Genomic DNA, 21,317 nt, shown 5'->3' on the forward strand with positions numbered 1-21,317 from the left:
TTTGAAAGGTCCCTGTAAAACAGTTCTGAGTGAAAGAGGTTTGAGATGATTACATTATTGAATGCGGCCCCAGATACCGGCAACCAAGGCGTAAGTGCGCTGTGCCATTCGGTTGTGGCAGGTTTGACAAAGCGAGGCGCAACATCGGTTACCGTTGCCGATCACGGTCGGGGAAAACGCCGTGCAGATTGGGGATATGCGTCAGTTGACCTCTTTGGGTTGACCCATAATCGTCGATTCTGGCGCGGAGAATGTCTTCGCACGGCGCATGCTTTGGTTCGGTCCGGTGCAGGATTGGGAACCTCAGCCCGCGCTATCTCTCGCGCGCGCTCGGTCTTGGACATCTCGGGCGGTGACAGCTTTACGGATATCTACGGGTCCAAACGTTTTGAGGCTATGGTCCTGACCAAGAAGATGGCCCTTGATGCTGGGGTGCCTCTGATCCTTTTGCCTCAGAAACTGGGGCCATTTCATTCACCCGAGCGGGCGAAACAAGCAACGGATATCCTGCGCCGGGCCAAAGCTGTCTGGGTCAGAGACGCACAAAGTTTTGAATATCTTCAGACCGAGCTGGGACCACAATTTAACCCGTCCATTCACAGGCTTGGCGTGGATGTCGCCGTGTCTCTGCCTGCGGCAGAACCCAAGACACTGTCGCGCAGCCTGCGCTCCTGGCTGGCCCCTGCCCGTTCCTTTTCTGTTGCTGGGCTTAATGTCTCCGGGCTTTTGTGCAATGCCCCCGATGAGGCACGAAAAACGTTCGGGCTTGCTGCATCTCATAACGATCAGATCGACGCGCTTGCGCGCGCTCTGCTCGACACTCAGCCAAATCTGCGCCTGCTCTTGATACCCCATGTCCACAAGTCTGAAACCGAGGTGGAAAGCGATCTCGCGGCTGCGCGTCAACTGGTGCAAAGGTTGGGGCCCATTGCCAAAGGCCGTGTTCAATTCGTCGAAGCCCCCCTAAACGCGATGGAGCTGAAATGGGTGCTTGGACAACTGGATTGGTTCGCCGGTGCACGTATGCACGCAACCATCGGCGCGTTTTCCTCTGGTGTGCCCACTTTGGGCCTCGGTTACACTGACAAGGCACAGGGTGTTTTTGACGAATGCAAAATTGGTAAAAACGTCGCCGATCTGCGCCGCCTGACGCCCGGCGCGCTTGCTGAACGCGCAGCGTCCTCCTTTGCTGAACGGTGCGCAGTACGAGGTCAGCTCAAGTCGCATCTATCAAGCATTCACAACCGCGCCACGCGCGAAATGGATTGTATCGCGTCCCAGGCTGGGATCTGAGGAGATGAAGCGCGCCTCCTTTTCAAGTCGGTCCTTGGCATGGGCCGTTCCAATCGTGGCAGAGGCGGCCGCACTGGGCCGATCCATTGCTTTTGCGTGGGCCATCGGCGCGGACGAGCTGGGGCGCGCGATGGTTCTGGCGCTGACAATCCGTCTGGTAGAAATGATCAGCGATCTGGGCATTGATCGCCTGCTCGTTCAGGCATCCGATGGCGATGACGTGCACTTTCAATCGGCCCTGCATGGTGTTTCGGTGTTGCGCGGCGTCTTTGGATGCGGGCTTGTGCTTATCCTCGCCCCGGTACTGGCCTTGATGTTCGCAGATGGCCCCACGACGGGTACATATGCCGTGCTGGCCATCATCCCTTTGGTTCGTGGATGCGCGCATCTTGATTTCAAACGTGCAGAGCGGCAGTTTTCGTACACGCGGCTGGCATGGGTCGAGGGTGGTGCGACCATCGCAATGCTGCTGGCCCTTGGTCCGGCGCTTTGGTCTTTCCCGGATCACAGGGCCATGCCCGCCGTCTTGATCGCCCACGCGTGTGCCTTTGTGACGTTGTCTCATGTGGTGGCTCTCCGCCCTTATCGTGTAATATTCTGCCAGAGCTTTCTGCGCCGCACTTGGACCTTTGGTGCCCCCCTTATCCTCAACGCCGGCCTGATGTTTCTAACGTTCTACGCGGATCGCCTGATCGTCGCGCGCGCCTTTGACTGGAGCGTGCTGGCGCTTTATGGCGTTGCACTTCAACTGGCGATGCTGCCTGCGCAAATTGTCGGGCGCGCGGCGGGGTCTTTGGTGTTGCCGCGTTTCCGGATCGCACTGTCCGATGGCACCTTTGCACAGGTTTGGCCGCGCATACTGATGGCGCACGCCATCATGGCAGCCATCATGGTGATCGGATTTGCGTCAATTGCGCCAGATGTCATCGTGCTAGCTTACGGTGCAGACCTGCGCCCTGACATCGGCTTGGCCGTGGCTTTTGCACTGGCCGCCGCGTTTCGCATCCTGCGCACGCCCTTTTCGCAATTCTCAATCGCAGTTGGCCGCACGTCTGATCCAGCGCGCGCAAATCTCATTCGGGCGTTGGCGGTCATTCCGGCGCTGGGCTTTGCAATGGCCGGGTTCCCGCTGATCGCAATCGCAGCCGCCGCAGCGCTCGGCGAAGCCGGTGCTACCCTCCGAGCGTTCTTTCTGGCCGTCGAAACTAGACGGGCCGGCACACATCAAGAGGTATTGGTATGAGTAAAGATCCCATCAGTTCCATTGTGGCAAAAAACCTGTGCACCGGCTGCGGTGCCTGCGCGACGGGCAAGAACGGGCTGATCCGCATGGTGGATGATCCCAAAAACGGGCGGCGCCCAGTTGTAAGAAAAACGGCAGACGGTATGCGCGCCTCAAAGGCCGCCCTGCCACGTTGCGCCGGCACGGCCAACAACTGGGACCAACTGGCGATAAACGACAGCGTCGATCAGGCGTGGGGACCGGTACGCGCGGTGTGGCAAGGATATGCCGAGGACAACGAGATTCGGCATCGCGGCTCATCCGGCGGCGCTGTAACAGCCTTGGCCATGTATGCGCTGACAAGCGGGCACGCCTCTGGCGTTGTTCACATTGCTGCCCGTCAGGATGATCCCCGCCTGAACGAAACCGTCATCAGCAGGGACCGGGCCGGGTTGTTGCGTGGGGCTGGCTCTCGTTATGCCCAAGCCAGCCCAGCAGAGGCATTACCTCAGATCCAACAAAGCGATGAAACGTATGTTTTCGTTGGAAAACCTTGCGACGTTGCATCGGTCAACAAAGCCATGACACACGACCCCGCATTTGGGCGCAATATTCCTCTGACCATTGCAATTTTCTGCGCTGGGGCCCCCAATTTGGCCGCAACAGACAAATTACTGGATCGGCTGGCCGTCCCAACAGACGGGCAACTGACGGACCTGCGCTATCGCGGCAATGGATGGCCCGGTCTGATGCAAGCTTGGTGGAAAACACCGCGCGGTGACACCCAAACCAGCGAGGGTATCTCTTATGCCGAAGGATGGGGCACGATCTTGCAATCCAGTCGTCGCTGGCGATGCCGCATCTGCACCGATCACACCGGCGCCTTTGCAGACATCTCTGTCGGAGACCCATGGCACACTCCGCCGAAAGGTGAAACCGATGCTGGTCAATCATTGATAGTTGCACGCACGTTTCGTGGTCAGCGGTTTATCGAAGAGGCTATCCACCAAGGCACGCTGGTTGCACATTCCACGGATCGGGACGTGATTGCACGCGCCCAGCCTAATCTGCTGGCCACCAACAGCGCCGTCTGGGGGCGACGTGTGGCGATGCGTATCGCGGGTCTGGACACGCCAAAGGACAAGGGCCAAAGCCTGTTTCCTTATTGGATGCGCTTACCTGCCAAGCAAAAAGTTCAGTCCTTCCTTGGCACATGGAAGCGGGTGATCCGCGAACGGCTCTGGCGCGGGGTTTCGATTTCCGAAGAACCGCGATGACCTTGGGCGAAGCGCTGCAATCCCCGCAATCGCGTAACCTGAACACGTTGCGCATCCTGTTGGCAATTGCCGTCATCGTCAGCCATGCGTGGCCCCTTGCGCTTGGTCCCACGACCCGTGAACCACTCGAGCACCTGACCGGGCGGTCTCTTGGGGGATGGGCTGTGGGGGCCTTTTTCTTTCTCTCTGGCTTGCTCATAACCGCCAGCGCAGAGCGCAGAGACTTCGCATATTTTTGGTCCGCACGCGCCCGTCGGATCCTGCCGGGGCTGGCGGTGGCATTGGTGTTCACTGGTGCGCTTGCCGTGGCCAGCGGCGCAAGCGCGACTGCACAACAACTGGTCGAATGGTATGTCCGGGCACTCACGCTGGTATCGATAGAACACCGCCTGCCGGGCGCTTTTGCACAGAACCCGTTTCCCCATGTTGTCAATGGCCCGCTATGGAGCCTGTTTCACGAGGTGGTCGCCTACGTGTTCTGCACGGCGTTTGTTCTGGCCGGAGGATCACGCAAAAAACCAATGGTCATTGCCTTGGTCTTGGCAACAGGCGCTGCTGCGTTTGCGCATGAGGCTCTGCCGGGGCGGCTTTCAACCTTTGCACCCCTTTTTGCCGCCTTTTCCTGCGGGATTGCGGCGCATGTGTTTCGGGATCGGATCAACCTGAGCCCCTGGCGCGCGATTGCCGCCATAACCTTGGCCTTGCTGCTGCCTTGGACAATCGCGACCGGGATCGTGGCAGGTGCCATTGTGGCCTTGATACTGTGCGCGCCGGTTCTTCCACCGATCAAAGATGTATCATACGGCATGTATATCTACGGCTGGCCCGTAGCCCAAGCCATCGTCGCCTTGGTGCCGGGCATGCGCCCAGAATTTCTGGCCATTGCCAGCGTCATGGCCACCTACCCGCTCGCTTGGATGAGTTGGACTTTGATAGAGCGTCCCGGTGTTACGTGGCAACGGGTGGGCGTGTAAACCATGACTATCGCGCGCGCAAAATCTAAAACTGTTTTCGGGGTGCCGGTGCCAGTCGCCTGTTTTCTGTTCGCGATGATGTTACCAACAGCCGTATCGCTGAACCTTGGCGGCTTGCGCCTTTCTGCATACCGGCTCGTGCTCTTGGTTATGTTCCTGCCAATGCTGTTCCAACTATTGGCCAATCAGCGCGGCCGCCTGCATATCTTTGATGCGTTACTCCTGACACATTGCTTTTGGGCCTTGCTGGCGCTGATCAAATGGGGCGGCTTTGCACAGGGGCTGGAATCCGGCGGGATCTATGTCATCGAATGTGCGGGTGCCTATCTTATGGGGCGTCTCTACATCCGCTCTTACCAAGACTTCGCAGCCATGGCGCGGGCTTATGTTGGGCTTGTGCTTGCGACCCTCGTGTTCACCGTGCCCGAAGCGTTGACAGGAATTCACATTCTACACGACAGTCTCGCCTCCGCCTTTGGTGGCCCCAAAGCAGCCTATATCGAACCGCGCATGGGCATTGAACGCACCTTTGGGCCGTTTGATCATCCTATCCTATATGGCGTGTTCTGTGCGTCGGCCTTTTCCTTGGCCTACTTCGTGATCGCTGAGCGCAAGTTAACCAAATTTTCCAATGTTTCCAAAGTTGTCGGCGTTGGGCTGGCGACGTTCATGTCTGCTTCTGGCGGCCCCTATGTCGTGCTAATGGCGCAGATATTTGTTTGCGCGTGGGAAAGGGTTCTGGGTACGGTTCAAGGGCGCTGGGCTGCACTCTTTTCATTTTTCGCAATCGCCTATCTGGCGATAGATCTTTTGTCGAACCGAACACCATTCCATGTCTTTGTCGAATACCTGACCTTTTCCAAGCAGTCAGCCTATAACCGGATCATCATCTTTGAATACGGAACTGCCGAGGTTGCACGAAACCCTCTGTTTGGCATTGGTCTGGGCGACTGGATCCGCCCGGTTTGGATGTCCGAAAGCATGGATAATTTCTGGCTTGTAACAGCTGTGCGCTATGGTTTGCCCGCGTTTTTCCTTCAGGTCGGGTTGCTCCTCGGGATGGTTTGGGCAGTTGGTCAAAGACCAAATTTCCCACCCGCTTGGCGGCGCGCTCGACACGCCTGGGCGTTTACTCTGTTTGGCATCAGCGTCGCCGCGGCCACGGTGCACCTCTGGAATGCGCTGTTTGTGCTCTTTTTCTTCCTGATCGGAACCGGCGCATGGATGCTGGACGCTCAGCCCAGCCGCCAAAAGCGCAAAACGCGCCGTCCTGTCCCGATTGCCACTTGCCGCCCAGCACGCCTCTTCTGACCTTGACACGCAAAGGAATTCTCATGGATCTGTCTATCGTCATCGTTAACTGGAACACCCAAGATCTCTTGCGCGACTGCCTGCGCTCGGTCGAGGATGGGATGGGCCAGTTGCAAACCGAAGTTTTGGTTGTCGACAATGCCTCAGACGATGGTTCGCCCCGCATGGTCGAGCGCGAATTCCCGTGGGTACACCTCATTGAAAGTGACAAGAACCTTGGATTTGCAGGCGGCAACAACGTGGCGCTACGTCAGGCAATGGGCCGCCATGTCATGTTGTTGAACACCGACACGCTTGTGCATGGATCCGTGCTTGAAATTGCGGTCACATGGATGGACGCTCATCCAAAAGCCGGAATCATGGGCCCTCGGGTTCTCAACGCTGATGGAACGATTCAGCCGTCTTGCAGCGCCTTTCCCACCTTGGGCAATCTAGCACTGCAAACGGCAGGGCTCACGCGCTTTCGGCGATTTGACAGGTACCGCATGACCGGATGGAACCGCGCCTCCGAGCGCAGCGTGGACGTTATTTCCGGTGCTGCAATGTTCGTGCGCCATTCGGCCATGAAAGAGGTTGGCCTGCTGGACGAAGCATTTTTCTTTTATGGCGAAGAAACCGATTGGTGTCGTCGCTTCAAGTCGATCGGCTGGGATGTCGTCTTTACGCCCATTCCCGAGATCACACATTTTGGCAACGGGTCCGCTGGCAAACTCAACCACCGACGCGATGTGCTCATGACCCAAGGCACGACGCGGTTGCATCTGAAACACGGCGGGTTGCTGGCTGGGGTTACCTGTTACCTCATGCTGGCCGCGCATAATGCCTCTCGCGCGGTGTTTTGGGCTACCATGGGCCTGTTGAAACGTCCCGGTGCAATGGAGCGCGCGCGGCATTTTTCGCGGGTGGTTGGGGATCTGCGCCATGCATGGCCCACACAGAAACCGGCGGCGCGAACATGAAAGTCCTGCTGATCGCACCCAATATTGACGCAACCGATGTGGGTGAGGCCTTTGTGGCCTACAAATGGGCGGCCGCACTGTCTACGCGTGTCGACTTGACCGTTTTGGCCTTCCAAAGACCGGGGCGCCCGGATTTGGCGTCACAGCTGCCATCGGCAAATGTGGTGACATGGCCCGAACCGGCATGGGCCCGCAAGAATGAGCGGATCAACGCGATGCTAAAACCTGCATGGCCGGTTTTTGCCCACCATGTCCGGCGCTGGCTGCGCAGCTCGCTCAATGACGGCGCGCATTTTGATCTGGCACATCAACTCATGCCGCAGGCCGCGCGCTATGCGTCTCCGCTGCGCCATTTCTCAATTCCTTACATCATCGGTCCGTTGGGCGGCGCGTTGGACACGCCTGCGCACTTTCAGCCCGAGGCAACAAGCGCGCCTTTCTTTACCCGCTTGCGGCAATTGGACAAGTTTCGGTTCAAGCACGATCCGTTTCTGCGCGAAACGTACAAACGCGCGGCCTGCGTTCTCGGGGTGGCCCCCTATGTGCAAGACGTCTTGCGGGACGTGCCCTTGCACCGATTTGAGCCTGTGCTTGAACTGGGAATTGACGATGTTGCCCCCATGCGCCAGCGGTCCGCAACAGCGGGCCAGCTGCGCGTTGTTCATGTCGGGCGCGCGGTGCGCACCAAGGGCCTGCGCGATACAGTGCGCGCCCTGGCTCACCTCAAAGATGTGCCCGGCATCACATTAACCAGCGCCGGAGCGGGAGAAGAAATCGATCTGTGCAAAGCCGAGGCATCACGTCTGGGCATTGAGGACCGGGTGACCTTTCTGGGTCGGATCCCGCGCGAAGAGGTCGAAGCGCTTTACGCAGCGCATGACGTTTTTTGCTTTCCCTCTTTTCGCGAACCAGCTGGTGGCGTGCTTTACGAGGCCATGCGCCATGGGTTGCCTATAATCACCGCTGATCGGGGCGGGCCGAGCTGGATCGTCGATGACACCTCTGGCATCCGTATCTCGGTGACCGACCCCGAAACATTTGCGCGCGGCATCGCAGAATCATTGCGCCGTTTGGCGCTCAATCCGGCGATCCGCGCCACACTTGGCGCTGGCGCGCACGGCAAAGTTCTGCGCGAAGGGCTTTGGGATCACAAGGCCGACAGGCTGGTCGCTCTCTATCGGTCAGTGGTGCATGATCCAATTGCCCCACACCTACCACTTTTGGGTAGTCAAACAGTTCCTTTGTGACCCACAACACACCTTTTCCACATTAACATCAATGCCTTAATGGCGGGTATTCTGGTTTCAGATCATGTTGTCTGCAAAGTGGAACGCCTAAGATGCTCAGAAAAAAGAATACCGCGCCTGTCGTCCTTGCTGTCTCTTCTGGCGGTGGTCACTGGACACAAATGCAACGGCTTGCTCCGGCGTTTTCTGGGGCTGACGTTCACTTTGCCACGACAGACGCCTCCGCATCTGAGCAGGTCGGCGCGCACAATTTTTACGTCTATCCGGATGCGAACAAGAGCACGCCCATCCGCCTGATGCTGTGTGTTCTCTCACTGGTCTGGATCGTCCTGCGCGTGCGTCCGGACGTGATCGTGTCAACAGGTGCTGCGGGTGGATTTCTCGCGATCCGGATTGGGCGCCTGATCGGCGCGCGGACAATGTTCATCGACTCGATCGCAAACGCCCGCCGCCTGTCGGTCTCAGCGCATTTGGCGCTCAACGTGGCGGATCATGTCTTGTCGCAATGGCCCGGTGTGGCGGCCAAGACCGGTGCCGAATACCGCGGCGCAGTCATCTGATTTTCAAAACAAACTTGGGGTAATGTCATGATTTTCGCCACTGTCGGCACACAACTACCGTTTGACCGCCTGTTGACCAACCTGGACAGCTGGGCGGCACGCAATCCGAACATGCACGTGTTTGCGCAATGTGGGCTGAGCACCGCCAAGGTGCCACATATCAAAACAACCCCCACACTTAGCCAGAGCGCTTTTCGTCACCATTTCGCTTCTGCTTCGCTCATCGTTGCCCACGCCGGAATGGGCACAATTCTAACGGCCGCCGAGCTTGGCAAGCCTGTCATCCTGATGCCGCGACGGGCCGCACTGAACGAACATCGCAACGACCATCAAAGCGATACAGCGCGTGAGATGGCCAAACTGTCCAACGTGATGATTGCAGAAGATGAGGCCGCCTTGCACGCAGCGCTGAACACGGCGATGTCGCAGCGGCTGTGCACTCAAAGCCCAAAGCACGAAACGCACCCGGCCCAGCTTGAAGGATTGATCGACGTCGTTCGCGATTTCGTTTGGGCAGTACCTTCAAAAGAGGCCCCGGTTCAGTTCCACAAAGGGGCGGTCTCAACATGATCGAAGCGACCATTCTGATCCCCGCCTACAACGAAGCCGAGGTTATCGGGCGCACCTTGCAACACCTATCGCGCGGGTTGCCAATGGACAGGTTTCGCATTGTCGTCATCGCCAATGCCTGCAGTGATGCCACCGCAAGCAAAGCCATGTCCGCACAGCCCAGAGCAATGGTTGTTGAAACCGACACGCCGGGCAAATGCATCGCGCTCAACATTGGCTATCAGCTCGCCGCCAAAGACAAACCAGTGATCTGCCTTGACGCGGACCTTGACGTGACATCGGAAAGCCTGACGGCGTTGATCGCATCTTTGAGTGAGGGTTCATCACACGCTGCCTGCGGGCAAATGGATGTTCGGGCCAACGAGGCAACATCGCTTGTTCGGGCCTACTACAAAGGATGGCGCACAAATCCCTATTTCGACAAAGGCAAATTTGGCGGCCTTTTTGCGCTGTCCGCTCAGGCGGCTGCGCGCCTGTTCCCCCTGCCCTACCTTACGGCTGATGACGAATACATCCGCCGCAGCCTACACCGCGACGAAATCGCGTTTGTGTCGAACTGTCGTTTCACTGCGCGCGCACCAAAAACGCTGAGCAGTTTGGTCGCCGTGCGGCGTCGCAGCTTGCGTGGTGCACGCACGATCACGTCTATGGGGCTTCCAAGTCCGGAAACTGGTAGCCTTGGTACCGTCCTAAAGCGTGCTGTTCACACTCCATCGATAGCTTTTCCCATCTTGGTCTACGCCTGCGTCAACGCCTGGTCGCGACTGTCGCTGTTCTCAAACGCGATGGCATCGGAAAACAGCGGCATTTGGGAGCGGGATCTGACAACCCGCTCGGCGGGGTAACGGAATGGTGCATGTTGCCGCAGTCAACTCTGAAGACGTTTATGAAACTCAATCCCCCGTCGTCGAAGAAACAGTTCAGGCAAATCCATTTGCGGCAGTTGTGCGTGCGATGCGGGGAAGATGGCTCCGGACAATGGCGCTTGGCGCGATACTGTCGCCGCTATTTGCGATGTTTGGATACGTCTCGGGCGTGCAACTCTATGATTCCCAAGCCATTTTGCGTGTCTTTCCACAAGAATCCAACATCCTCTATTCCACCGGTGAAGACTCGGTTCTCAAGATATTTTCCAGTTTCGTCAAGGCAGAGGCAACCTATGTCGCCTCACATCCTGTGATGCAGCGCTCCGTCGAGGAATTGTCGCTTACCCGTCCTGATCTGGCCAAAGGGCTGACGGCCACCGACATGTCCCGCTCGGTCAAAATTAAGCGCTCCGACAGCTTGATCGTGTTAACCACAGTCAGCAAAGACCGCGAATTTGCCAGTCAAAAGCTAGACGCGGTGATTGCGTCCTATCTTGCTCTCAAATCCGAGGCGGAAGAAGTGCGCACTTCGGTGAGGCTGTCCGAACTGCGCGACCGCGAAGAAGACCTTATCGAGCGGCTCGCAACGTTGCGCGCGGATCAACTGGAGACCGGCGGCGAATTTGGCCTGAATGCCTTGGCCAAAGCACACATTGAAAAAATTGCCCAGGTTGATGCGCTGGCCGCTCGCAAATCCGAGGTTACCGCAACCTTGGCCGCGCTTGAGACTGATGACGTGTCTTCTTCGGCGGACACTTCCGATCAGGAAATAATGCGGGCCACCTTGCTTGATCGCGCAATGGCCGACCTTAGCTTTGAGCGGGCAAAGCTGAAAAGTGAGCTGGCCGGATTACGCGCCGGTTATAGCGACCAGAGCAACCTGCGCTTCCAACGCAGAGTGGACTCAAAAATCGATGAAATTGCCGTTATCGAACAGGCCATGTCCAACCGTCGCGACCAGATACGCGTACTTGGACAAACCGGTGCCCTGACGGCTGCAAGCAACACCGGTGAGGATACTACCGTAGCCGAAATCAGATCCCTGCTCGAAAAGGTTTCGACGCAATTGGACAATGCCCGCCTCGAAGCCAAAGACCTCAATCGCCGTCGTATTGATCTGGATGGCATCGAGTCTGAGATCACTGCCGCCGAACGGCTTTTGGAAGAAACCCGGCGCGCTCTGGAAGTGATCCGCCTGGAGTTTGGCCGCGCGCTTCCGGGATATGCGGTTGTCATGTCACCACCGTCGCGCCCCATCGCGCCCGCTGAAGATACGCGCAAGATGATGACAATGGCGGGGTTTGCCGGTGGCGCTGGCCTTGCGCTGGCCATCATGTTGGCGCTCGGGCTACGCGAGAAACGTGTTCGATTTGCCGAACATCTGCTCTCGGTCAAAAACAAGCTGCCCATCTGTCAGGTCTCCGACGCCAGCGCGGATGATTCACATGCGGCTGATCTGTTGCGCAACGAGCTTCAATTGCAATCCCTGCGCAAGCCGCGATTGGTCGGAACGGCGCCCATTATTGCCATCACCAGTGTTCATTCCGGCGAAAGCACGGAATGCGCCAGAACACTTGCAGAGAGTTTCTCTCGCGCTCGCATGAAAGTGCTGCTCATTGATGCGGATATCTCAAATGCACAAGACTGCGCCGCGACAGCGGGCTGGCGCGAACTGCTGCTCGGGTCAGCCATCAAACCGAACTACACACGCGAACACCCCGGACTGATGACTGTCAGCAACGGCGCAACACGTCATATTGACGACTGCAGCGTGTCGGCCCCGATGGTGCAATCAGCTCTCAAACGCGCGGCAAAATCCTTTGATGTTGTGATCGTTTCCGCAGGTGGGATGCAAGACAGTTTGTCCGCTCAGTTCATTCTGTCCAATGCCGACGTGGGCGTGTTGTATATCACGCCCGGCGAAAACCACGCGACAGTCCAGAGCCTTGCCAATCAGCTCGACAGTTTGCCAACCAATGGCAGCGTCGCGGTGATGCGAAACGCCCTGCCAGGTGATCCCTGGCTGGCGGTGCGTACCTGAGTTTCCCACGTATGGAGGTTTCCCAATGACAATGACGACCGTGAACCAAGCCTGCACCAAGCCAAAAATGGTGCATTGGAAATCCAAAAGGGTGATGGATATTGCGCTTTGCATGATCGCGCTGCCGGTCCTAGCCCCTGTTCTGTCACTCATTGCATTAGCCGTAAAAACATCGTCACGTGGCCCTGCATTTTTTGTGCAAACACGCGTGGGGTTAGACGGCAGAACCTTTGAAATGCTCAAATTCAGATCCATGTATGTAGACGCAGAACAACGCCGCAGCGAGGTTGCAAAACAAAGCGACCGCGAGGGCATCTGTCTGAAACTGAAACGCGATCCTCGGGTAACACCCATTGGCCGGGTCTTACGCCGCTGGTCACTGGACGAACTGCCCCAGGTCCTCAACGTGATCAAAGGAGATATGTCACTCGTGGGTCCGCGCCCGGCATTGACATGTGAAGTCGCGCAATACCCGGAAATCGCCCATAAACGGCACAATGTCCTGCCCGGCATAACCGGTCTCTGGCAGGTCTCGGGCCGCGCCGAGATCGGGTTTGACGGCATGATCGCTCTGGATCTGGATTATGTGCGGCAGGTATCTGTCGCGACGGATATCCACATTCTCTTGCGAACGGTGAGTGCAGTGATTGGCGGGCGAGGTGCCTATTGAATTAGGTTTGGGTTGGGGCCAGTAAGAAAAACGTATTCAGGCCCCATTCGCATATCACAGCAAATTCTGATCCCGCGCGATCATGGCTGCATGGGTCCGATTTCGCGCCTCAAGCTTTCGGCACAAGGTTTTGACGTGCAGCTTAATGGTCGCTTCCTGCAGATCCAGATCACGTGCAATCTCTTTGTTGGAAAGACCATCACACAAACCGCGCAACACCTCTGTTTCGCGTGTGCTCAGATTACCAACGGCGGAATCCGCGTCTTGCATAAAATTATAAGGCGCAAAGGTTTCCCCGGCGATCATGAATTTCACCGCATTGCTCAGGGACATTGACGACATCGTCTTGGGCACAAACCCTGCCGCGCCCTGATCGATGGCATCCTGAACCGCTGCGCGGGACATATTGCCTGACAATAGCGCAACAGGCTTGCCGCCATTCGCAACCTTCATCTTCGCCAAACCATCAAGGCCATTCATACCCGGCATTTTGTAATCCAAAAGCACCAAATCAAATGCGCCGCTGTCATTCACACGCGCGATTGCTTGGTTCAAATCCGAAACCGTCTCAACGTTTTCGATCCCCTCTTGCTCCAACAAAGACGCGATTGCTTCGCGTACGAGATCATGGTCGTCAGCAATAAGTACTCGCATCGTCAATTTACCTGCTTGAACCGCTTGAGAATATACACGCGGTGGCGTTTCTGAATGTAGATTATGCATAGCTGGTCCTCTGCCAATTTGCACTCGTTAGAGTCTGTGTTGGATTTCTATTAATCAAAGGTATAGCATGGGCGATTTCCGCAATCCTCTGACCAAAAGCACGCATTTTTGGCAAATTCGCCATGTCACCTATACGAAAGTAGAGTGCGAACAAACTTATGCGCCTGTGACCTGCGCGAATGTTCATGGCACCTTCAGCGCCATCATCAATCAGGCATGGGGACGACTTATGAGGAATTTATTGCAAGGTGTGATGGCGCTAACGCTTCTTTTCTTCACCGCGATTTCGGCAATGGCCAACGAGACTATTTTAACGGTCTCTGGCATCCCGACCGATTCAGGCGCGCTCAGGGTACAGGAGTATGACTTGGCCCAGCTGCGCGACATTGGAGAAGTCAGCTTTACCACGACAACCCCCTGGACCGAGGGTGAACAGACATTTACCGGCGTGCCTCTGTCGAAACTTGTGGCTTCGCTCAACCTGCAATCCGGCGTTCTGATGGCAACCGCCGTCAACGACTATGCCGTTGAAATCCCGATGTCCGATGCCTTGCAGGATGGGCCAATCATCGCGTTTCTGAGAAATGACAAACAAATGTCAGTGCGCGAGAAAGGGCCTCTCTGGATCGTGTACCCTTATGACTCAGACGCAAAATTCCGCACGGAAATTGTGTATTCGCAAAGCATATGGCAACTTGATCGGATTATGGTGAGTGACTAGGCTCGCCGGCCGCCCCCATGCCGAAAGTTTTGAAATCATTGAAATACATCCTTTCCAAATTTCGAATTCGCAGACTTCAGGGCGCTGGCCTGGTGGCTTCTGCCGCCGCGATCGCAGTCATTGCCGTAATGATCTTTATTGTCGCCGGGAGCCTGAGGCAGAAAATTGATGATCAAGCGACGGCAACGGCAGACACATCGCAATGGTCGCTTGCCCAAACCGAGGTAGATCTCAGGCGGCTACAATTTGCGGTCTTGGCCGCCAGAGATGACGAAAACACAGGTTTGGACGAACTGCGCAATCGGTTCGATATTTTTTACAGCCGTGTGGCCACGATGGTCTCTGGCCAACAATTCGCAGGAATCCGTAACGAACCAGACGCCAAGGCCGCTTTGGCAATATTGACCGGATTTCTGGACACGTTCGCCCCTATCTTTGACAACTCAGATGCTTTCCTACGCCAGCGACTTCCAGAGATAGAAAAGGAATTGCACAACATTGCACCTGATGTTCGTCGGTTCTCATTGACCGGTGTTCGCGAATTTGCAAAACGCTCGGACGCTCACAGAAATTCTGTTGGTAACTTACTGGGGCGGATCGCGTTTCTGACAATTGCTCTTGTCGCGATCTTTTTTGTTGTGGTGCTGTTTCTGCTCAAACTTGTACAGCGCAGCGTTCAGGCGGAATCCGCCGCCGCAGAATCCCGCAACCACATTCAAGAGGTCATTTCGACATCAATTGACGGAATTCTTACCATCGACACGGATGGCCATATAATCGACTACAACGGTGCCGCCGAACGAATTTTTGGCTACACTCGGCAAGAGGCGATTGGCCAATTGATGAGCAAACTGGTTGTTCCAGAGCATCTGCAAGAGGCACACGAAGCCGGCATGGCGCGGTATCGACAAACCGGCGAACATCGTGTCGTCGGACAGGGTTTGCTGCTTTTGGAGGCCAAACGCAAAGACGGTTCCGTTTTTCCGGTTGAACTCTCCATTTCCTCGGCCACGGCCAATGGAAAGGCTATTTTTGTGTCTTATCTGCGCGATATTTCCAAACGTGTTGAGGTAGAAAAGGAGCTGATCGAAACGCGGGACAAGGCCGTGGCGGGCGAGAAAGCCAAAGCTGATTTGATTGCCGTCATGAGCCATGAGATGCGCACACCCCTGAACGGTCTGATCGGCACAATGGAACTGTTGGGCGGTACCGGGCTGGACACTGTACAAAGTAAATATCTTTCGGGAATGGAAACGTCCGCCAACCTGCTTTTGCATCACGTAAACGGTGTACTGAGCATGTCGAGCGCAGATTCCGGGCTTATGGAAATCAAAAATTCAGAGCTCGAACCCACTGAATTTTTGGAAGAATTGGTTGAGAGCCAGCGCCCGGCCTTCACCGCGAACGGCAACAACATTGTGTATGATGCCAACCATGCGCCAAACCGGATCTGGGTCGATCGGGTCAAGTTGTTGCAGGTGGTACTTAACCTTGTTGCGAACGCGAATAAATTCACCAAAAACGGCGAAATATCGGTGGATTGTGACCAGCTGTCTGACGGCGAGACGGTCGAATTCCGAGTCACCGATACCGGCATAGGCATCGCCCCCGAGCATCACGAAACCGTCTTTGAAGATTTTCGCACATTGGACACAAGCTATGGCAGGATGGCCGAAGGCAGCGGGCTTGGCCTGGGGATATCACGGCGTATCGTCTCTGCCATGGGCGGAACAATTGGATTGGAAAGCGAACCCGGCGTCGGCAGCATCTTCTGGATCAGATTGCCAATCGGCAAGCCCGTTGACAACGATACGGATCTACAAGCCGCTAACATTGATGAAACCACCACGGCCCAAGCCCCACAGGCACTAACGCCCGCGAAAATTCTGGTTGTTGAAGACAATGAAATCAACCGCCTGGTGGCCATGGATATGCTAGAGCAGGCTGGCCATTTGCCAGACGTCGCCCATGATGGCGTCGAAGGTGTCCAAATGGCGAACACACAAGCTTATGACCTGATACTAATGGATATCAGTATGCCGGAACTGGACGGGGTTGAGGCATCCGGCATCATTCGTAATGGCGACGGCCCCAATCGCAACACTCCGATCCTTGCTTTGACAGCACACGCGCTTCCTCAGGATCAGGACAGGTTTCATCGCGCGGGAATTTCCGAGACAATTGTAAAACCTTTAACCGGCAGCGTGCTGATGCAGGCCATCAAAACACATGCGGCTGCAGGAAGTGGAAATGTTTCGCCGCACAGTCAAGAGTTTCAGGGAGTCTTGGCTGTGTTGGCTGCACGTAAGGGCCCAGACGCGGCTAGAAAACTGGTTACTGAATTTATTCACAGCATGGATCAAGTCCTTGCCAAGGTGTCCATGACCGCGATACCTCAACTGGAGCGCGAAGCATTTGCGGCTTTGGCCCATAAATGCGCCGGCTCCGCGTCGGTTCTGGGTTGCGAAGAGGTAGCGCGGTTGCTCGGTCTTCTCGAAGATGAATTACAATCGGTTTCAGCGGAATTGCGGCACCTGGAGCAAGACCTGAGTGCTGCGTGGATACGCGAGAAAAGCCAGCTTGCCGAACTTTTGCCGTCGCAAACAGATATCTAACGTTTCACACAAGGCGCTGGGGTCAGGACCCCGACCAACGTGGCAGGCGCGTTTTGTCGGCAACGTCTGTCCAAAGCTTGTGATTGCGTACATAGTCCTGACTGGCATCGCGCGGCGGGTTGAAATCCCATGACGTCAAAGGCCCGGCAGTCATGGCCTGATGCACGGCCCGGCGTTGCTTTTGTGTCTTGATCACATCCGCCCGGATCGACTCACTGTCCCATCGTTCCTCTGCCTCGGCCTGAAATGCCTTCAAGCGCGCGGCATGGGCCGGATCTTCGGCCAGATTTATGCGCTCCTCTGGGTCTGCCACCACATCAAACAGCATGGGTGGATCAACCTCACAATGGATGTACTTGAACCTGCCGCGCCGGATCATGAACAACGGATGCGATAAACATTCAGCGCAGTATTCGCCAAACACTTCATCAACCTCATCGGTCTGCCCCTGCGACACCGGCAACAGGGAACGCCCGTCAATCGGCTGGCCCAGCTCGGGCCACGCCGTTCCGGAACTGGCGGCGATATCCAGCATGGTTGGCAACATATCGACCAATGAACAACAATTAGGTATGCGCTGTGCCTCGATGCCCGGCCCGGCGATGATCATTGGCACCCGCGCAGACCGCTCAAACCAGTTCATCTTGGTCCAAAGGCTGCGCTCGCCCAGCATCTCGCCGTGATCCGCCGTCACGATGATGACCGTCTCATCCATCACCCCCGCCTCTTCCAGCGTCTTGACCAATGCTCCGATCTGGCTGTCAAAGAATGACACATTGGCGTAATAGGCGTGCCGCGTGTTTCTCAGCTCATCTTTGGTTGGCTCAACTTTGCTCGCCTCGATCCCGTCCATAACCCGTCGCCCATGCGGGTCCTGATCATCCCGTCGCATCGGGTGCAACGGCAAGTCGATGTCATCTGGATCATACAAATCCCAGAATTCCTGTCGCGCAACATAAGGGTCATGGGGATGCATGAAGCTGGCCACCAGACAGAACGGATCATCGCCATCGCGCACATAGTCAAATATCTGGCGGCGCGCATAAAAGGCGACCTCGTCGTCGTAATCATGCTGAAACATGGTTGCCGCCACGCCCGCCTGTTGGACCACGTCCATATTGGCGTACCAATCGTCTATCCGCTGATCAGCGTTTTCCCAATCCGGCACCCAGGCAAAATCCGCTGGGTAAATATCCGTCACCGGACGATCCTGAAACCCATGCAGCTGATCGGGGCCGACAAAATGCATCTTGCCAGACAGACAGGTTCGATATCCCATGATACGCAGATAGTGCGCAAAGGTAGGGATCGACGCGGCAAATTCGCTGGCATTGTCATAGGCGGCAATTTTAGAGACTTGCTGTCCAGCCATAAAACTGAACCGTGACGGCGCGCAAAGCGGCGAGTTGCAATAGGCAGCATCAAACACTGTACCCCGCTCTGACAGCGCGTCCATATGCGGGGTTTGCACTAGAGGATGCCCATATGTGCCCGTAAAATGTGGAGCCAGCTGATCGGCCATGATCAACACAATATTTGGCGCTTTGCCCGACATGAAAACCCTCCCGCAATTGTCCCTTTCAGCACCGGACACGATCGCCAGAGACCTGTCAACGATCCTGTATGCATCGTCGCGATTCAGCAACGTATGCCACAGGATCGGTTCAACAAAGTTTTACCAATCAGCAGCTAGGCAATTTCCCGCTGCACAGGCGCTCTGATGGCAAATGTGACTTTTGCTAAGCCGCTTCAGGTGACAGGATAAAGTGGACGTGACTTTCAATCATTCTCTGGTTCTGGCACTCTCTCATCATGCGCAAAACATTTATCACCTTGGCCACAGCCGCCCTTTTGACAACGACATCCGCCTTGGCGTGCAGCTTTCACAGCTATACGCCCCAAGTCACCTTTGTTGAGCAGCTCTTGGGCAGCGATCATATCGTGCTGGCGCGCCCCAGTGCGTCTGATCCTTACGGGTTTGGCGATGTAACCGCCCTTCTGGGTCCTGAGGATAATGTCGACATCCCGCATTTGGTGGATTCCAACGTGCGCCGCAAGCTGCTGGCCAACGCCGACAACCACGTGCTGTTTGCACGCGATGGCGCATACGGCCCGTGGCAACGTGTTGCCTACATTGACGAAGACATGGACCCGGTGCTTGATTATGTGATGCGCAATCTTGAGACGTGGAAAATGGGCGATGACCCCCAACGGTTCGGCTATTTCGCGACGTTGATTGACCATCCCGACCCAGATGTCCGCACCCTGGCTCTGCAAGAACTGGACCTCGCCTATTACGGCACGTTGCGCAGCATCGACATTGCGCTGGATGTGCAAAATACGATCAACAGCCTCAACAACCGTGCCGAATGGGGGCTAAAACCGATCCGCATTCTGCTGCTTGGCATGGCGGGTGGCGACGGAGTTGATACGCTGTTGAAACAAGGTGTCGCCAGCAATACGCGCTATGCTGGCGCCATGCTTGGGGCCTACGCAACGGCGCTCATTGAAAATGGCGGCCCCGAGGCGGTGCAGTTTTTGGCCGAGACGTACTTGTCTGATGCCGAACTTATCCCCCTCAGCCGCGAGATGCTGGCCGAAGCTTTTGCCATCCACAGCACAACCGGCGATCCTGACACCCGCGATGCCATTCAGAAACACGTGACAAACACGCTGCTGTCAGACCCCGCGCTAGCCCCGTTGGTGGCCCGGCAGTTTGGCGCTCGCTATGATTGGTCCCTTGGTCCTGCCATGTCCAAGGTCATGCGCAGCGGCCAGCTCAAATCGCCGCTGGATATGCTCACACTGACGCAATACGTTGCCTTGGCTGACGAATACGCCGCAGCGCAAAACTAATGGCGAAACATTCACAGGACGCGAAATGACACTTTCCCGCAGATCAATGCTGATCCGGTCCACAGCCATGGCAGGCTATGCTGCCCTCCCAACTGCGCTTCTGGCCACAGAAGAACCGATCCAACTCAATTGGAGCGATCTGGTCCCACAATCCGGCGGTCAGACCCTTGCGAAACTGCGCGAGCTTGGGGTTATACAGCACGGAGAACTGAGCACACCGTTTGATCAGGAAACGTCCGGCCAGGTAACGAAAAAATACGATGGCAAGGTCGTGCGTATTCCCGGGTACCTTGTGCCGCTGGAGTACGACGGTGAACGTGTCACCGCGGGGCTGCTTGTGCCCTATGTCGGTGCCTGTGTTCACGTCCCGCCGCCACCGCCCAACCAGCTGATTTTTGTCACCTCTCCTACGCCTTACGAAAGCAAGGGATTGTTCGAACCGGTTTATATCACCGGCATGTTTGGCACAGCTGCGGCGACAACTCAGTTGGCCGAAGTCGGGTACGCGCTCTCGGCGGACAAGATCGAACCCTACACCTGAATTCGGTTTCGAATGTGAACCTGTCGCGTGGGCGAGCACCCGATTAACCAATTCAATTTTTGGCGCTACTTGCTCGTACCAAAAGCCCGGCAGGCGCAGTCTGTTGAACCGAGCAAAATCCTTGGCAGCTACATAGCCCGTATCTGCATGCCGCCATACCTTCGAAGTCGGGTCAATTCGGAAAAACACGTTCTAACTGCGCGGCCGTATCCTCACTACCATTTTGGTAAACGCAAACCCTAGCCGGTGCCTATAACCTATACCACCCCACAAATCTGCGGCGTAAGGCCTTGAAACAAAAACCGTCTGCGCATCGTGCCCTGCCAATTGTGTAAGTGTGGGTTGTCCGGCAACAGCTGGCCGACCCTGGCATTTGCCTTGCAAATTTCCTCCAGATTTCCCGACAGCGCAGTCCAACAGAACGGTCCAATCCCCAGACGGCCGGCTTAGATCCACGAACCAGCAGGGATCTGGCCGTTCAAGGTTAACCCTTTCTTATCGATCTCGTTGAAATGGGCTCAAATGGCCCAATGCGACACAGGATCCGAATTGGCGGTTTATTCACGCGGCGCGTCTTTGTGTATCGCCACAATCGCGACCGGCTTGCCCAAATTTTACGCCAGTGTTTCGTCCGTCTCCAAGGCTTTGAGGCTATCGACAGTTAAATCCTTCCACGTGCGCGTCGCACGGCCAATGCCGCCATCATCCACCATATCATGCGGGTTCTCGGCCGCCGCAAGATGAAGATTATTCATCAAATTCCGCTGTAGTGCTTCCGCCAACCTGCTCTTGGCTTCAACTCGGCGCCAGTAGGTGGATACACATCTCAATTGTTTCTTGTTCAGTTCCCTCGTGTCTTGCTCCGCTTACC

At 56.2% G+C, this 21,317-nt stretch carries 19 protein-coding genes and 1 pseudogene; 16 read left to right on the top strand and 4 right to left on the bottom strand.

The window, feature by feature from the left end; all coding sequences use genetic code 11:
- Positions 1-45 precede the first annotated feature (45 nt).
- From CLV88_RS01950 to CLV88_RS02005, 12 genes are all read left to right on the top strand, one after another.
- Complete coding sequence (locus CLV88_RS01950; protein ID WP_106606678.1) at positions 46-1,293, top strand: polysaccharide pyruvyl transferase family protein; 1,248 nt, start codon at positions 46-48, stop codon at positions 1,291-1,293.
- A 4-nt stretch (positions 1,294-1,297) separates the two neighbouring features.
- Complete coding sequence (locus tag CLV88_RS01955; protein ID WP_106606679.1) at positions 1,298-2,536, top strand: oligosaccharide flippase family protein; 1,239 nt, start codon at positions 1,298-1,300, stop codon at positions 2,534-2,536.
- Complete coding sequence (locus tag CLV88_RS01960; protein WP_106606680.1) at positions 2,533-3,792, top strand: Coenzyme F420 hydrogenase/dehydrogenase, beta subunit C-terminal domain; 1,260 nt, start codon at positions 2,533-2,535, stop codon at positions 3,790-3,792. The genes CLV88_RS01955 and CLV88_RS01960 overlap by 4 nt, the downstream gene beginning before the upstream one ends.
- A complete protein-coding gene (locus CLV88_RS01965; protein ID WP_165798785.1) occupies positions 3,789-4,766 on the top strand; it encodes an acyltransferase family protein in 978 nt (325 codons plus the stop codon). The genes CLV88_RS01960 and CLV88_RS01965 overlap by 4 nt, the downstream gene beginning before the upstream one ends.
- 3 nt (positions 4,767-4,769) lie before the next feature.
- Positions 4,770-6,077 carry a hypothetical protein gene (locus CLV88_RS01970; RefSeq protein ID WP_106606681.1) on the top strand — a complete coding sequence of 436 codons (1,308 nt, stop codon included), beginning with the start codon at positions 4,770-4,772 and terminating at the stop codon, positions 6,075-6,077.
- A gap of 23 nt (positions 6,078-6,100) precedes the next feature.
- A complete protein-coding gene (locus CLV88_RS01975) occupies positions 6,101-7,036 on the top strand; it encodes a glycosyltransferase family 2 protein (RefSeq protein WP_165798786.1) in 936 nt (311 codons plus the stop codon).
- Complete coding sequence (locus tag CLV88_RS01980; RefSeq protein ID WP_243403538.1) at positions 7,003-8,283, top strand: glycosyltransferase family 4 protein; 1,281 nt, start codon at positions 7,003-7,005, stop codon at positions 8,281-8,283. The genes CLV88_RS01975 and CLV88_RS01980 overlap by 34 nt, the downstream gene beginning before the upstream one ends.
- A 92-nt stretch (positions 8,284-8,375) precedes the next feature.
- Positions 8,376-8,843 carry a glycosyltransferase family 28 protein gene (locus tag CLV88_RS01985; RefSeq protein WP_106606683.1) on the top strand — a complete coding sequence of 156 codons (468 nt, stop codon included), beginning with the start codon at positions 8,376-8,378 and terminating at the stop codon, positions 8,841-8,843.
- A gap of 27 nt (positions 8,844-8,870) precedes the next feature.
- The gene (locus CLV88_RS01990; protein ID WP_106606684.1) at positions 8,871-9,413 is read left to right on the top strand and encodes a glycosyltransferase; all 543 of its coding nucleotides are present in this window, start codon (positions 8,871-8,873) and stop codon (positions 9,411-9,413) included.
- Complete coding sequence (locus tag CLV88_RS01995; protein ID WP_106606685.1) at positions 9,410-10,258, top strand: glycosyltransferase family 2 protein; 849 nt, start codon at positions 9,410-9,412, stop codon at positions 10,256-10,258. Before CLV88_RS01990 ends, CLV88_RS01995 begins: the two co-directional genes overlap by 4 nt.
- Positions 10,259-10,262: 4 nt before the next feature.
- Complete coding sequence (locus tag CLV88_RS02000; RefSeq protein ID WP_106606686.1) at positions 10,263-12,320, top strand: SMC family protein; 2,058 nt, start codon at positions 10,263-10,265, stop codon at positions 12,318-12,320.
- Positions 12,321-12,345: 25 nt separating this feature from the next.
- Entirely contained in the window at positions 12,346-12,990 is a 645-nt protein-coding gene (locus CLV88_RS02005) for a sugar transferase (RefSeq protein ID WP_106606687.1), read from the top strand.
- 54 nt (positions 12,991-13,044) lie between these two features.
- Here CLV88_RS02005 and CLV88_RS02010 read toward each other — a convergent pair whose 3' ends face one another.
- Positions 13,045-13,644 (bottom strand): response regulator transcription factor, encoded by a 600-nt coding sequence (locus CLV88_RS02010; RefSeq protein WP_106607057.1) that lies wholly within the window; start codon positions 13,642-13,644, stop codon positions 13,045-13,047.
- A gap of 298 nt (positions 13,645-13,942) precedes the next feature.
- Between CLV88_RS02010 and CLV88_RS02015 the strand changes: the two genes are divergently transcribed.
- Together CLV88_RS02015 and CLV88_RS02020 are read left to right on the top strand one after the other, a co-directional pair.
- Positions 13,943-14,434, top strand: coding sequence for a putative pterin-binding protein (locus tag CLV88_RS02015; protein ID WP_106607058.1), 492 nt, complete (start codon positions 13,943-13,945; stop codon positions 14,432-14,434).
- A gap of 17 nt (positions 14,435-14,451) precedes the next feature.
- Entirely contained in the window at positions 14,452-17,049 is a 2,598-nt protein-coding gene (locus tag CLV88_RS02020) for a hybrid sensor histidine kinase/response regulator (RefSeq protein ID WP_106606688.1), read from the top strand.
- A 22-nt stretch (positions 17,050-17,071) separates the two neighbouring features.
- On the opposite strand, the gene betC is transcribed toward CLV88_RS02020, so the two are convergent.
- Positions 17,072-18,604: a choline-sulfatase gene (gene betC, locus CLV88_RS02025; protein WP_106606689.1), complete on the bottom strand. Its 1,533-nt coding sequence runs from the start codon at positions 18,602-18,604 to the stop codon at positions 17,072-17,074.
- 257 nt (positions 18,605-18,861) lie between these two features.
- On the opposite strand from betC, the gene CLV88_RS02030 reads away from it, so the two are divergent.
- Both CLV88_RS02030 and CLV88_RS02035 read left to right on the top strand, forming a co-directional pair.
- Positions 18,862-19,905: a hypothetical protein gene (locus CLV88_RS02030; protein ID WP_106606690.1), complete on the top strand. Its 1,044-nt coding sequence runs from the start codon at positions 18,862-18,864 to the stop codon at positions 19,903-19,905.
- Positions 19,906-19,930: 25 nt separating this feature from the next.
- Positions 19,931-20,446: a DUF3299 domain-containing protein gene (locus CLV88_RS02035; RefSeq protein ID WP_243403539.1), complete on the top strand. Its 516-nt coding sequence runs from the start codon at positions 19,931-19,933 to the stop codon at positions 20,444-20,446.
- 257 nt (positions 20,447-20,703) lie between these two features.
- On the opposite strand, the gene CLV88_RS23720 is transcribed toward CLV88_RS02035, so the two are convergent.
- Together CLV88_RS23720 and CLV88_RS02045 are read right to left on the bottom strand one after the other, a co-directional pair.
- The gene (locus CLV88_RS23720) at positions 20,704-20,883 is read right to left on the bottom strand and encodes a hypothetical protein (RefSeq protein WP_106606692.1); all 180 of its coding nucleotides are present in this window, start codon (positions 20,881-20,883) and stop codon (positions 20,704-20,706) included.
- 12 nt (positions 20,884-20,895) lie between these two features.
- Positions 20,896-21,269, bottom strand: a pseudogene (locus tag CLV88_RS02045) (urocanate hydratase); the annotation flags it as partial.
- Between the last annotated feature and the right edge of the window lie 48 nt (positions 21,270-21,317).

The organism is Shimia abyssi (assembly GCF_003014475.1).
Classification (GTDB): domain Bacteria; phylum Pseudomonadota; class Alphaproteobacteria; order Rhodobacterales; family Rhodobacteraceae; genus Shimia; species Shimia abyssi.